Source organism: Antarcticibacterium flavum (assembly GCF_006159205.1).
Classification (GTDB): Bacteria; Bacteroidota; Bacteroidia; order Flavobacteriales; family Flavobacteriaceae; genus Gillisia; species Gillisia flava.
Genome location: NZ_CP040812.1, coordinates 546,401 through 561,066 on the forward strand (window position 1 = coordinate 546,401; position 14,666 = coordinate 561,066).

The 14,666-nt window shown below is 43.4% G+C and carries 10 protein-coding genes and 1 pseudogene; 5 read left to right on the top strand and 6 right to left on the bottom strand.

Translation table 11 applies throughout. The annotated features are described in order from the left end of the window. Nucleotides 1–10: 10 nt before the first annotated feature. The 5 genes from FHG64_RS02490 to FHG64_RS02510 form a co-directional block, all read right to left on the bottom strand. Complete coding sequence (locus FHG64_RS02490; protein WP_139067872.1) at nt 11–2,770, bottom strand: TonB-dependent receptor; 2,760 nt, start codon at nt 2,768–2,770, stop codon at nt 11–13. Nucleotides 2,771–2,996: 226 nt separating this feature from the next. Continuing rightward, nucleotides 2,997–3,641, bottom strand: coding sequence for a hypothetical protein (locus FHG64_RS02495; protein ID WP_139064927.1), 645 nt, complete (start codon nt 3,639–3,641; stop codon nt 2,997–2,999). 143 nt (nt 3,642–3,784) lie between these two features. Next, nucleotides 3,785–5,710 (bottom strand): acetate--CoA ligase, encoded by a 1,926-nt coding sequence (gene acs / locus FHG64_RS02500; RefSeq protein WP_139064928.1) that lies wholly within the window; start codon nt 5,708–5,710, stop codon nt 3,785–3,787. Nucleotides 5,711–6,446: 736 nt separating this feature from the next. Further along, nucleotides 6,447–7,403 (bottom strand): phosphoribosylaminoimidazolesuccinocarboxamide synthase, encoded by a 957-nt coding sequence (locus FHG64_RS02505; protein ID WP_139064929.1) that lies wholly within the window; start codon nt 7,401–7,403, stop codon nt 6,447–6,449. A gap of 44 nt (nt 7,404–7,447) precedes the next feature. Continuing rightward, nucleotides 7,448–8,416, bottom strand: a complete 969-nt coding sequence (locus FHG64_RS02510) for a PhoH family protein (protein ID WP_139064930.1) — start codon at nt 8,414–8,416, stop codon at nt 7,448–7,450. A gap of 210 nt (nt 8,417–8,626) precedes the next feature. Between FHG64_RS02510 and FHG64_RS02515 the strand changes: the two genes are divergently transcribed. Next, a complete protein-coding gene (locus FHG64_RS02515; RefSeq protein ID WP_139064931.1) occupies nt 8,627–9,490 on the top strand; it encodes an SAM hydrolase/SAM-dependent halogenase family protein in 864 nt (287 codons plus the stop codon). After that, nucleotides 9,459–9,755 (top strand): putative quinol monooxygenase, encoded by a 297-nt coding sequence (locus FHG64_RS02520; protein ID WP_139064932.1) that lies wholly within the window; start codon nt 9,459–9,461, stop codon nt 9,753–9,755. Before FHG64_RS02515 ends, FHG64_RS02520 begins: the two co-directional genes overlap by 32 nt. 234 nt (nt 9,756–9,989) lie before the next feature. On the opposite strand, the gene FHG64_RS19085 is transcribed toward FHG64_RS02520, so the two are convergent. After that, nucleotides 9,990–10,322, bottom strand: a complete 333-nt coding sequence (locus tag FHG64_RS19085; protein WP_168191300.1) for a hypothetical protein — start codon at nt 10,320–10,322, stop codon at nt 9,990–9,992. A 214-nt stretch (nt 10,323–10,536) separates the two neighbouring features. Between FHG64_RS19085 and gldF the strand changes: the two genes are divergently transcribed. The 3 genes and pseudogenes from gldF to dnaN all read left to right on the top strand — a co-directional run bounded on the left by gldF (nt 10,537) and on the right by dnaN (nt 14,274). Next, nucleotides 10,537–11,286, top strand: coding sequence for a gliding motility-associated ABC transporter permease subunit GldF (gene gldF, locus FHG64_RS19090; protein ID WP_168191301.1), 750 nt, complete (start codon nt 10,537–10,539; stop codon nt 11,284–11,286). 3 nt (nt 11,287–11,289) lie between these two features. Next, the gene (gene gldG, locus FHG64_RS02535) at nt 11,290–12,963 is read left to right on the top strand and encodes a gliding motility-associated ABC transporter substrate-binding protein GldG (RefSeq protein ID WP_168191302.1); all 1,674 of its coding nucleotides are present in this window, start codon (nt 11,290–11,292) and stop codon (nt 12,961–12,963) included. Nucleotides 12,964–13,156: 193 nt separating this feature from the next. Then, nucleotides 13,157–14,274: pseudogene (gene dnaN / locus FHG64_RS02540) on the top strand (DNA polymerase III subunit beta). The last annotated feature ends 392 nt before the right edge of the window (nt 14,275–14,666 follow it).

A 14,666-nucleotide genomic window follows, 5' to 3' on the forward strand; every position in this document is an offset into this window, starting at 1 on the left:
TATGATATACCTATAGGTTATTGAATGTTAATGAAAGGAAGTATTGCTGCCCTATCAATCCTGTTCCATAAGCGGTGAAATAATCCCTCCCGCCAATGTTTGTAGCACCGGCCTTGAGCATCAATTTATATTCAGGAAAAATATAATTTACCTGCGCGTCCACAACCGAGAAGGAAGGTACCTGCCCATCGGCAAACGTAGATTGCCAGAAATAAGAGTCACTCCACCTGTAATTCACATTGAATCCAAAATTTTCATATAAGGATGGATTCCCAAAGGACATTTTTACTTTATGTTTTGGAGTGTTAAAGGCCGTACGGAAATCTGGAGCTGAAGACTGGTCAAAATCCTGTTCAGCATAGGTGTAATTTCCTTCAAGGTCATAATTACCAAAGATCTTTGTACTAAGCCCTATAGTTGCTCCAAAGGATTTTACATCTGCCGGGGAATTGGTATATGTTTGGAAGGCTCTAAAATCTCCTTGTTGCAATGCAAGTAAGGAAAGGGAATTATCACCTACCTGCCCATATAATGGCACCAGTACAGTTTCATTGGAGATAAAGTCCTGGTAACGGTTATAATAAGCATTTACATCTACTATGACATTTCTCACACGGCCGCGATATCCAACTTCATAAGCTGTTACCTGTTCCGGTTTTACGATATCCACATCGGAGGCAGTAGGAGCTCCTGTTTGTACAGAATTTAAGGAAAAAGAATTCTCATAAGCATCTCTACCTGAAATCGTCGCGTTTTCACTTCCTATAACTCCTGCTCCTACACCACTTACCGGGAAGGTCCTTACATACCTGTCAAGGTTTGCTTCTGCAGAACCTACAAGAATGGCCCTTCCAACATCAAGGCCAATAAAAAGATCCTGGGTTGTAGGATATCTGAAACCGGTTTGAACAGAGGCCCGAATGTTATGATTCCTGGAAGCCCCGGCGGTATAGGCTACAGAGAGCCTAGGGGAATAGTTCCCTTCGAAAAGTTCAGATTTGTCATAGCGCATGGACCCCGTAAGCTTCAGGCGCTCGTCAATTAATTTTTTCTGAATTTGAGTATAGATACCATATTCAGCATATGTAATTGGCCCATCAAAATCGGTAAAAATAGTTCCAAAAGAATTAAGGCGGTATTCCCTGAAGGATCCTCCTACCTGTATCTCTGCAATGTCCTCGGTCAAATGAGTAAAGTTATAGTTGGCATCGGCATGACGAAGTTGCGAGGCATCCCTGAACTGGGAACCGGCAGCAAGGTCGGGGTTGGAGGTCACCCTGTCAAATGCCTCCTGGAATTCAGCCGTGCCTGGCTCCAGCCTTCCGGTGTCTGCAGTTTGTCTTGCTATCGCATGAGCCTGCTCCGGCGACACCCCCTGAAGAGTACTTTGGATAAAAGCTCCTGCATATTGCCCAAACCATACCTGATCTGATTTCCAGTCCCTGTTCACGTTAATGGCAGTAAAACGCATATCGTAAGAATCCCCTGCATCCTCATCTGTTAGATAGGCACGTAAAAAGAAATTATTGTTGGCCACCTCCAGTTTATGTTGCTGAAGGAAAAAGTTCTTGATGGAATACCTATTGGCTCCCTGGTAAATAGTTGAACCAAGTCCAACTTTACCTAAATAAGTGATCTCAAAATCATTGGCAAATGGGCGGTAATGAAGTGCAGCATCCATTTTAATACTTTCCGCATCATAATCGGTTAAAGCGGTTTCTGCATAACCCGTCCTGCTTACGCTCGCATTTGGAAGAAGGTTTTGGGCCCCATCAGGGATCATGCCTGCATTCACCAGTGCCTCTCCAACCCCACGAATATTGGTAGAAACTTCATCCCCGTATATATTGAGCCCGTCATAGTTGGGATGGGACCTGTCCCTGCCGGGATTAAGAACATCTTCCTCACTTACCGCATACCAGTCTGTTCCCTTTAAATAAGAAAAGTTTGCCTTGGCTGCGAATTTATCTGAAAATCTATGTGCCACCCTTACACCAAAATCGTAAAACGGATTGGTGCCTGCAGCATCTTGCGAAGTTAATCCCTGTTTGTAATAAGCGCTTATGCCCGGAAAATCAAACGGATTTTTACTGGTCATAAATAAGATCCCGTTAAAGGCATTTGCACCATACAGGGCTGAAGATGCACCCGGAAGTAATTCCACGCTGTGTACATCAAGTTCTGTCATCCCTAATAAATTCCCCAGTACGAAGTTAAGAGCAGGGGCAGCATTATCCATACCGTCTACAAGCTGCACGAAACGGGTATTGGCAAAGGTTGCAAAACCACGGGTGTTAACACTCTGGAAAGTTAAACTGTTGGTGTTTACATCTACCCCTTTCAGGTTCTCAAGGCCCCCGTAAAAAGAGGCAGCTGTGGTATTTCTAATTTCCCGCAGGCCAAATCTTTCGATTGTTACCGGGGATTCAAAGATACGTTCAGGCGTACGGGATGCAGATACAACGATTTCGTCAAGAGCCGTGCCTTCCACCAGGGTGACGTTTAGCTGCTGATTATTGGAGGTAACCCTCGCTGTTTGAGTTTCATAACCAACCATGCTCACCTGAATATTAAATGGGGGCTGGAGGTCTACTACAAAACTAAAATTACCATCAAAATCTGTCACCGTACCCTGGGTTGTACCGGCCACTGTGATATTGGCCCCGGGGAGCGGTAGGTTGTTGTTATCTACTACTGTTCCTGAAACTGTTGTTTGAGCTGAAACCGACAGGCACAGGAAAATAAGAATAACAGAAAAAAATGTTCTCATAAATCCAAGGTTGTTAATTGTTCTCACCGAATATAATAAAATATTCATTGATTAACACTTTTTAACACCTGTTAGAGAAATTATTTCTAAAACCTGTATGTGATCGATATTTAAATTTGCTATCCCTCGCGAATCCAGGGAAGGTGATAATTAAGACCAAAGGAAAAACCAGTGAAATAAAAAAAGCTACCATAATGATAGCTTTTTCCAGAGAAGTTTATAAAATTCAGGAATTATGTAACCACTTTAGCAAGGCGGCATAATCTTGCGGTGTTTTTAATTGGGTTGAAGATAAATAATTATTCAGTTCAGAAGAATTTGGCAGGACTTTCCTAAAATCTCGGTTCTTGAGTTTTACGTTTTGAAGGATACCATCCTCTGTCATTATATAGTATTCTATTTTAACATCAAGGTGAGCTGTTTCAAGTTGCGAGATAGTGGCTTTTGGTACAGGATGTCCATACAAGCCATAACGATCTCCTTTATAATATTCAATTAGATAACCGTTGATCTTTTCTCCCTTGTGGGTCGTGAATTCCTCCAGGACATAAGTATAATCATTTACAGAATAGGAAAGCTCCTTAATTTTAGGAAGAACCCTTACCTCTGTTTCACCATCATTATGAATTTTAATTTCTACAATATCCTCTATTGCATTATATCTTAATAAAGCCTCCTGTGAATTTCCTTTATTATCTAAAATAGTCCCCTTTACAAATTCTTTCTCGACATATGGGGAACCCTCAAATTTTTCAGGGGTGTTTAAAGACTTATGGGTACCAAATGGAGGGATCCAGGGCTTCCAGCCAACCTGTGCACTCACAGTATTCGCAATCAATAAGACAATAAGAAACAAAGTAAATTTTTTCATAATAAATGGTTTAAAAATACTACAGGAAGAAAATATTTCTACCCAGTTCTCCTTCAAAGTAAAATTTTTGAATGTAATTAAGATAAATTACCTCAATTTATTCAACAAAATTCATACCGAATTACTTATTCCTATTATTTCTTCTATATTTTCTGGTTTCCTTCAATAATTTCCTCTATAATTTCAGGATTCAGTAAAGTGGAAGTGTCTCCCAGATTTTCAGTATCCCTGGAAGCGATCTTTCGCAGGATCCTTCGCATGATCTTTCCGCTTCGGGTTTTGGGGAGGCTGCTTACAAACTGGATCTTATCGGGTTTGGCAATGGGGCCCACAATCTTGGAAACCTGTTCCCTGATCTCCTGCTTTAGTTCATCTGCAGGTTCCACATCGTCATATAAAATTACATATGCATAAAGGGCATTTCCCTTCACATCATGAGGGAAGCCCACTACAGCACTTTCAGCTACCTTAGTATGTTCATTGATTGCATTCTCAATTGGTGCGGTACCCAGATTGTGGCCGGAGACTATTACCACATCATCTACTCTCCCGGTTATTCTGTAGTTTCCGGTGGCATCACGGTAGGCCCCGTCACCGGTAAAATACATATTTTCATAGGCACTAAAATACACTTGCTTATATCTATCGTGATCCCCGTAGATTGTGCGGGCCATTGCGGGCCAGGGGAATTTAATCGCCAGGCGGCCTTCTGCCTTTTCGTGTATATTTTCTATCTCTTTGGAATTCTCATCCATAAGCGCGGGTTGAACCCCGGGTAAAGGGAGGGTAGCAAAAGTCGGCCTTGTAGGGGTAATCCCTGCCAGGGGAGAGATCATGATCATCCCGGTCTCGGTTTGCCACCAGGTATCTACGATTGGCGCATTTCCCTTCCCAATATTATCATTATACCAGTGCCAGGCTTCTTCATTAATAGGCTCTCCTACACTTCCCAATACTTTAATTGATGAAAGGTCATGTTTTTCCACAAACTTTAATGGATGTTTAGCCAAAGCTCGAATGGCTGTTGGCGCTGTATAAAAATGAGTAACCTTGAGCTTATCTACAATTTCCCAAAAACGTCCGTGGTCCGGATAGCTTGGGATTCCCTCAAACATCACCGTGGTTGCACCAGCAGCCAGCGGACCGTATATTATATAAGAGTGTCCCGTTATCCAGCCTATGTCTGCTGTACACCAGTAAACATCCTCTGTTCTTGGGTTATCTGAATTATACTGAAAGACATTGGAAAAGGTATATGCCGTACCTATAAGATAGCCCGCGGTAGTGTGGACCATTCCTTTGGGCTTTCCGGTAGAACCTGAAGTATATAATATGAAAAGAAGATCTTCAGCATCCATTTCTTCTGCCGGGCATTCCTTTGCTGCTTTCTGTAATTCATCAAACCAGAATTTATCCCGTCCCTCCTTCATTTTAGTTGGTTCTACAGATCTGCGGTAAACGATCACCGTTTCAATGGAAGGAGTTTTTTCCAAAGCTTCATCGCAAATCGCTTTCAGATTAACCGGTTTGGAACCCCGGTTAACCTGATTGGCGGTGATAAGCATCTTACATTGGGAATCATTGATCCTGTTGGCAATAGCGGTACTTGAAAAACCTGCAAATACTATGGAATGCACGGCGCCAATACGCGCACAGGCCAGCATAGCGATCGCCAGTTCAGGGATCATTGGCATATAAAGACAAACCCTGTCCCCTTTTTTGATCCCGTTATTCTTCAGCACATTGGCAAATTGAGAAACCTTTACAAAAAGCTGTCTGTAAGAAATATACCTGGATTCCTCATCTGGATCATTTGGTTCCCAAATGATGGCAGTTTTGTTTCCCAGCTTCTCCAAATGCCGGTCCAGGCAGTTTTCTGTAATATTCAGTTTCCCGCCCTGGAACCACTTGACCTCGGGTTTGGAAAAATCCCATTCCAGGGTCTTATCCCACTTCTTCTGCCAGGTAAACTCGTTTGCAATTCTACTCCAAAAGGCCTCAGGATCTTCAACACTTTCCTGATATGCCCTCTTATATTCCGCGAAAGATTTGATCTGTATATTTTTCATTTCCTAAAAATAGAGAAAGAAGGTTTAATTGCAAAGGAAATTTCAGTTGTTGTCGGTTGTCGGTTGTCGGTTGTCGGTTGTCAGTTGTCAGTTGTTGTAGGTTGAAAAAAGTGGAGAGTGGAAAGTGGAGAGTGGATAATTGGATGCTGTAGGGGTTGGGCTTGCCCCTACCCGGAAGTTGGCAGTTGCGGTTGGCGGTTGTAGGTTTGTTAGTTGTAAGTTGTAGGTTGTAGGTTTTTTGCAAAAAGTGGAGAGTGGAGAGTCTGGACGCAGCCCCCTAACCCCCAAAGGGGGAACAAAAAATATAAATGCATTCGTGGCTAAAAATTTTAAGGTAACAGAAGACTGAAAAAAACTCCGGGCAACTCTGTGCCATACTCCAAGAACTCCGTGGTTAAAAAGCAATGAGGGAGCTATTCATTACCAAATTCCACATTTTTCCCCCGCACCACACCTAAAAAACTTTAGTGCATTCGTGGCTAAAAAGTTTGAAGAGGACAGAGGGCAGAGGACAGAGGACAGAAAAAAACTCCGTTTACTCCGTGCCGTACTCCCAATACTCCGTGGTTAAATAGCAACGAGTGAGCCATACACCAGGAATACAAACCAAAAAACATTCGTGCATTCGTGGCTAACCTCTTTAACACACGACAAACACAAAAACCGAGAACATCTAGCCACGAAAATCAAGTCTATGTTCTAGACTCCAGACTCTAGACTCCCTCTTTCACCCCAATTAACTTCTTTGTTCCAAATAACCAACCACATTCCTCTCAATCCTCTCCTCAATATTCGAAACATCTGCCTTTTCAAATTTGGAGCCGGTGATGTTTTCGTAGAGCTCGATATATCTTTCAGAAACTGTTTCTATGTACTCGTCACTCATCACGGGGACTGTTTGGCCCGGAAGGCCCTGGAAGTCATTTTGAATAAGCCACTGCCTTACGAATTCCTTGGAAAGTTGCTTCTGCGGTTCTCCCTGCCGCTGCCTTTCCTCATAACCCTTCATATAAAAATACCTGGAAGAATCGGGGGTGTGGATCTCGTCTATGAGGACGATCTTTCCATCGGCAGTTTTTCCGAATTCATATTTTGTGTCAACCAGGATCAGCTCTCTTTCTGCAGCTATTTCAGTCCCGCGTTGGAAAAGCTTCCTTGTATAATCCTCCAGCACCTTATAATCTTCTTCAGACACAATTCCGCGGCCAATTATATCTTCACGGGAAATATCCTCGTCGTGGTCCCCCATTTCAGCCTTGGTGGCCGGGGTAATAATTGGCTCAGGAAAAGCATCGTTTTCTTTAAGTCCGTCCGGTAATGTCACGCCGCACAACTCCCTTTTCCCTGCTTTATATTCCCTGGCTGCATGGCCTGCCATATATCCACGAATCACCATTTCCACTTTGAACGGCTCGCACTTGGCGCCCACTGCCACATTGGGATCTGGTGTTGCTTCCAGCCAGTTGGGAACTATATCGCTGGTGGCATCCATCATTTTTGTGGCGATCTGGTTAAGGATCTGTCCTTTACATGGAATTCCTTTCGGCATCACCACGTCAAAGGCCGAAAGCCTGTCAGTCGCGATCATCACCAGCAGATCATCCTCTAGTTCGTAGACTTCGCGCACCTTGCCTTTATAAACATTTTTTTGTCCGGGGAAATTATAATTGGTATTCGTAATGGTATTGGCCATAATATATTATTCTGCCTCTGCCTCTGGGGTTTGGCTGTATTTTTTTAAAAATTGGATTGTCCTTCTGCGTGTTCGATCTCTTTATATGCTGCAATGATATTCTTCACCAGCTTATGGCGAATCACGTCCTTATCGTCCAGGTATACCATACCTATTCCATTGATGTCCTTGAGGACCAATAGAGCTTCTTTAAGACCCGAGGTAACTCTCCTTGGAAGGTCAATTTGGCCGGGGTCCCCGGTGATCATAAACTTCGCGCTTTTCCCCATACGGGTAAGGAACATTTTCATTTGGGCGTGGGTAGTATTCTGCGCCTCATCAAGGATCACAAATGCATTATCCAGCGTTCTTCCTCTCATAAATGCCAGTGGCGCGATCTGTATCACCTGCTTCTCGATAAGCACCTCCAGCTTTTCGTGGGGGATCATATCCCTAAGCGCATCATACAACGGCTGCATATACGGGTCCAGTTTTTCCTTTAGGTCCCCCGGCAGGAAACCAAGGTTCTCACCTGCTTCCACCGCAGGCCTGGTAAGAATGATTCTTTTCACCTGTTTTTCTTTCAAAGCTTTAACCGCCAGGGCTACACCGGTATAGGTTTTTCCTGTTCCTGCAGGGCCTATGGCAAAGACCATATCATTCTTGAACATAAGCTCCACCAGTTTACGCTGATTGGCGGTCTGGGCCTTTATGAGCTTGCCTCCTACCCCGTGAACCAGGACCTCCCCACTTTCAGCAGATGTGGAATAATCCTCTTTATTATCGCTGGTGAGCACCCGCTCAATGGTATTTTCATCGAGCTTGTTGAATTTTCCGAAGTGGTCCATAAGCATGGTAAAGCGCCTGTCAAATTCCTCCAGCATATCCTCATCGCCATACACCATAATTCTGGTACCGCGGGCTACGATCTTAAGCTTGGGGAAATACTTTTTTAGAAGTTCAATGTGTGCATTTTGATGCCCAAAAAATTCCCTTGGGCTAATTTCGGAAAGTTCGATGATGAGTTCGTTCAAAAGCTGTTGAGTTTAGTATTCATTTATACATTTCTTTAGAGAGAAAATTTGCTTTCCCCCGGTGCAGATCCTAATTTTGCACTTCAGGAAATTACAGAATTTTCTTTTAAATTTGACACAAGCTGGAAGAAATAAAATTATCTTCGCCCCTATTACAAACTTACATAAAAATTAAAGTTACAGCCCTTAAAAAATATTAACAATCCCCCTATGGCAATAATCACTTTGACGACAGATTTTGGAGAGAAAGACCATTTTGCCGGAGCCGTTAAAGGGACTATTTATTCTGAAATGAATGAGGTGCGAATTGTTGATATCTCCCATTCCATTTCGCCGTTTCATATTACCGAAGCATCTTACATTATCAAAAATGCATACAAGTGTTTTCCTGAAGGCACCATCCATATCATAGGTATAGACAGCGAACTTACCCCCGAGAATAAACATTTGGCGGTACTCCTTGACGGACATTATTTTATTTGTGCCAATAACGGGATCCTGTCCTTAATTGCTTCAGAAATTAAGCCTGAAAAGATCGTGGAGATCAACATCCACAATACCGTGGACACCAATTTCCCCGTGCTGGATGTATTTGTAAGAGTGGCCTGTCACCTCGCCCGTGGTGGAACGCTGGAGGTAGTGGGAAAAACCATTGAGAACCTCAAATACCTCAAGGAAGTTGAACCCTATATCAATGCTGAAAAAGACCAGATCATAGGCCACGTTCTCTATATTGATAACTACGGAAACGTGGTAACTAATATTAACCGTAAACTCTTTGACAATACCGGGAAAGGAAGGTCTTTTACCATCAAAGCGAGGACGGCGAAATTCACTGAAATTCATGAGACTTACAGCGACGCCATCAATTTTAAACTAGAGAAGGAAAAACGCGAAGAAGACGGAAAGAAACTGGCTATTTTCAATTCTGCCGGGTATATTGAACTGGCGATCTATAAAAGCAACCCCAGCACCGTAGGAAGTGCCTCCACCCTTTTCGGACTGGACCTACGGGATAGTATTACCATAAATTTTAATAAAGATGTTCGTACGAATAGTAAAGATGGGCTTTAAACCGGAAGAGATAGAAACCTTCCTGTCCAATTTTGACCAACATAAAGAAAAGATAAGAGGTTTCGAGGGATGTGAGTTCCTTGAACTTTACCGCGATAAGAACAATACCAACCAGTTTTTTACGTATAGTTACTGGAAGGACGAAACCGCCCTGGAAAATTACCGAAATTCAAATCTTTTCAACGAGGTGTGGGCAGAAACGAAAGTAATGTTCAACCAGAAGCCGGAAGCGTGGAGTGTGGATAAGGTGGTGAGTATCCCGTAGGGTACGGGCTTGCCCGGATCCGGTTGTCGGTTGTCAGTTGTAGGTTGAAAACAGTGGAGAGTGGAAAGTGGAGAGAGGATAGTCAATGCGGGTTGTAAGTTGTAGGTTGTAGGTTGTAGGTTGAAAAAAGTGGAGAGTGGAAAGAGGAAAGTGGATAGTTGACGCGTGTTAAATGTTATAGGGTCTAGGTTGTAGGTTGTAGGTTGAAAATAGTGGAAAGTGGAGAGAGGATAGTCAATGCGTGATGTAGGGGCCGGGCTTGCCCCGACCCGGAGGAAGGCAGTTGTAGGTTGTAGGTTGTAGGTTGTAGGTTGTAGGTTGTAGGTTGTAGGTTGTAGGTTGTAGGTTGTAGGTTGTAGGTTGTAGGTTGTAGGTTGTAGGTTGTAGGTTGTAGGTTGTAGGTTGTAGGTTGTAGGTTGTAGGTTGTAGGTTGTAGGTTGTAGGTTGTAGGTTGTAGGTTGTAGGTTGTAGGTTGTAGGTTGTAGGTTGTAGGTTGTAGGTTGTAGGTTGTAGGTTGTAGGTAAAAATAAAAAATTCTCCTGCAATAGCCGAGCTTGACCCGATCATTTAAAGAATAATCTACCGCAACACAACAAAAAAAACATTCGTGCATTCGTGGCTAACTTTTTTTCAGATAAAACTAAAACAGAAAAAACATACAAAACGGTAAACAGAGAACAGAAAACAGTAAACAGTAAACAGTAAACGGAAAACACCAAACAACAAACCCCAAACACCAAACACCAAACACCAAACACCAAACCCTAAACAGTAAAAGCACGTGACAGCAATACTTAACAAAGAAATACGATCCTTTTTTTCCTCCCCAACGGGATACCTGGTGGTGGGGTTGTTTTTGGTGGTTTGCGGACTTTTCCTTTTTGTTTTTGAAGGTTCTTATAATATTCTGGATAATGGGTTTGCAGATATGAGCCCATTCTTTGAGCTGGCGCCGTGGATCTTTATTTTTCTTATCCCCGCGATCACGATGAAGAGTTTTGCCGAGGAATATAAGCAGGGTACTATGGAGATCCTTCTTACCCGCCCAATCGGGATCAGGCAGCTGGTGTGGGGGAAATTCCTGGGTGCTTTTTTTCTGGCGGTTATTGCTATTATACCCTCTATTCTGTACGTTTTCACCATTTCACAACTTGGAGCTCCCGCGGGAAATTTTGATACCGGGGCTACGCTTGGCTCCTATTTTGGACTGTTTCTGCTGGCATTCAGCTATACCGCTATTGGGATCTTTGCTTCGGCATTGACCAATAACCAGATCACGGCTTTTATAGTCGCGGTATTCCTTTGTTTCTTCCTTTTTTTTGGCTTTGAAGGTCTTGCGGGTTATAACGTTTTTGGCGACTCGGCGTATGGAATGGAGTACCTGGGGATGAGCTTTCACTATAAAAGTATGAGCCGTGGGGTGATTGACACCCGGGACATCATCTATTTCCTTAGTATTATCATCCTCTTTTTGACCCTTACTTTTTATAAGATCCAACTTCCGGTTCGCAGCAAAGGAATCAAAACCTAAGATTTGGAAAAATTACGACCATATAAATACCTGCTTATCCTTGTCATTGGCCTTGTGCTGGCAAATATTCTCGCTGCCAATTATCACCAAAGGTTTGACCTCACCCAGGATAACCGCTATACCCTCTCCCCTGCTGCAAAAGAACTGATAAATGACGTGGAGTCGCCGGTGATCATAGATGTATTCCTGAAGGGGAATTTTCCGCCGGAATTCCGAAGGCTGCAGAACGAAACCCGGCAAATGCTGGAAGAATTTGCCGCTTATAACAGCAATATCCGTTTTAATTTCATAGATCCTTTAGCTGAAGGTGATGACGCCAATGCCATTGCTGAAGAATTCTATAAGTTGGGGATGACCCCAGCCCGGCTTAGCGTAATGGAAAGCGGCAAGGCCAGTGAAACCATTATTTTCCCGTGGGCCATTGCAAATTATAAGGACCAAACGGTAAAGATCCCTTTGCTGAAAAATAAACTTGGTACTACAGATGAGGAACGGGTAAACAACTCTGTACAACAACTGGAATATGCCTTTGCCGATGCCCTGGGGCAGCTGGTAAGGCCACGGGAGAAAAAGATCGCCGTAATGCGCGGCAACGGCGAACTGGCGGATGCTTACCTGGCCGACTTTATCCAGACCATACGCCGGTATTATTTCGTAGCACCGTTTACTTTGGATTCTGCCGCAGCACATTCAGAAAAGACTTTACAGGATCTTAATGAATTTGATCTCATTTTAGAAGCAAAACCCACCCAACCTTATACAGAACAGGAGAAATATGTGCTGGATCAGTATATGATGCAAGGAGGAAAAGCCTTGTGGCTTGTTGAAAATGTAGCGATGGAGACAGACAGCCTGCTCAACGAGACCGGCCGTGCTTTTGCCCTGCCGCGGGATCTTAACCTGGGAGATATGTTCTTCTCCTATGGGGTAAGGATCAATCCGCTGCTGGTGAATGACATTTATTCTGCTCCTATTATCCTGGCCAGTGGTGGTGGAAATGAGACCAGGTTCAATCCGTATCCCTGGTTCTACAGTCCGCTTACCACCTCTCCAAACACGCATCCAATTATTAACAACCTGGAAGCAGTGAAATTTGAATGGGCAAACCCCATTGACACCCTGCGTAATAACATTCAAAAAACGGTGCTGCTTAGCAGTTCTCCACAAACGAAACTGGAGGGAGCTCCACGCGAGATTAGTCTTGGAATAATACAGACCCCACCGGACCTTTCTACCTACACTGCGGGAGAACAACCGCTGGCTGTGCTGCTGGAGGGGGAATTCACCTCGGCTTACAGGAACAGGATAAAGCCCTTTAAAACCGCGAATCCGCTGGAGAACGGGGTGGAAACTCAGATGATAGTGGTGAGTGATGGAGATGTTATTAAAAATCAGTTACAACGCGGGGAACCTTTGGAATTAGGTTTTGATCGTTATACCGGCAATACCTATGGCAACAAAGAGTTTTTGCTGAATGCTGTAAATTATCTCCTGGATGATTCGGGGCTTATTGAGATCAGGTCCAAAGAGATCAATATCCCGTTCCTGGATGCAGAGAAAGTCGCTGCTGAAAAGGAGCAGTGGCAAATCATCAATCTGGTAGTACCACTTTCTGGGCTGGCCCTGGGAGCCTTTCTGTTCAATTACTTCAGAAGGAAGCGTTATATTAAAAAGTAAGTCTGCTTCAGCTGAATAACCACCTAAGCGGAAATATTAACAATCTTCAGAAATTTATATTTTTAAGTAATTAGTAATCAATACTTTAAATTATTTCAGCAGTAAAAGCCTGTTGATAAAATATCCTCAGTTGTACTATGCTTTTTGAATGATTAGGATATATTTGTATTGATTAAAACCAATCGATACGTCCATGAAATTTATTGTCTCCAGTACATATTTGCTGAAACAGCTTCAAATTTTAGGAGGGTTATCAACAACAATAACACCCTGCCTATTTTAGATAATTTTTTATTCGAATTAAAACAGGATGAGTTAACTGTTTCTGCTTCAGATCTTGAAACTACCATGTCTGCCAAGCTGCAGGTAGAATCAGACTCAGAAGGTGCAATTGCGGTTCCTGCAAAGTTGTTACTGGAAACTTTAAAGACCTTCCCGGAGCAGCCGCTAACTTTTGTGGTGGAGGATAACAACACAATAGAATTAAGTTCAAATCACGGGAAATACGCCCTGGCCTATGCCAATGGTGAGGAATTCCCGAATGCGGTAGAACTTAGCGATCCTAGCAGTACTGTTGTCCAGGGAGACGTGCTGGCAACTGCCATAAGCAAGACCATCTTTGCCTCGGGGAACGATGACCTTAGGCCGGTGATGAGTGGGGTGTTCTTCCAGTTCTCTACTGAAGGTTTGACCTTTGTTGCTACAGATGCCCACAAACTTGTAAAATACAGCCGTGAGGATGTTTCTGCCTCCCAGGCTTCAGAATTCATAATGCCGAAGAAACCTTTGAATTTGCTGAAAGGGATCCTGGCAGGAAGTGAGACAGATGTGCTTATTGAGTACAACGACTCCAACGCAAAATTCACTTTTGAAGACACTACCCTTATCTGTAGGTTGATAGACGGGAAATACCCGAACTACGAGGCGGTGATCCCTAAAGAGAATCCGAATAAATTGATCATAGACCGCAGCCAGTTCTTAAGTTCTGTGCGCAGGGTTTCTATTTTCTCCAATAAGACCACCCACCAGGTAAGACTAAAGATCGCCGGGGCAGAATTGAATATTTCTGCTGAGGATATCGACTACAGCAACAAGGCTGAAGAAAGACTGACCTGTTCATACCAGGGTGACGATATGCAAATAGGCTTCAACTCACGTTTTCTTACAGAAATGCTTAATAACCTCAACGCGAATGAAGTTCAGCTGGAAATGAGCCTTCCAAACCGCGCAGGGATCCTTACTCCGGTCGACGGACTTGACGAAGGGGAAAAGATCACGATGCTGGTGATGCCGGTGATGTTGAATAACTAGTAATGAGTAGTGAGTATTGAGTATTGAGATTTTAGACTTGAGATATGAGATATGATTAGTAAGCAAGCTTACTAAATTACTTTCGATTTATTGATAAAATAATACAGCGCCATCCTTTTTGGGGGTGGCGTTTTTTTTGGTTTCGCGCTGTGCCTTCAGTTTTGTCATCCTGAACGAAGTGAAGGATCTCAACCTCCCGTGCAGTGGGATGGGACAGTAGCAAATAAAAAAGCATTTTCCATTCAAAAACCCACCTGCTAATTCACCTCTCGCTACCGCAAACGCTTAAAGAAAGCCATAACAATTAGCCCCACCCGAGATCCTTGGTCGCCCGAAAAGGGTTCCGCAGAATGACAAAAAAGGGTGCTGTAATTCCGCTGCGCGAAGTCTTC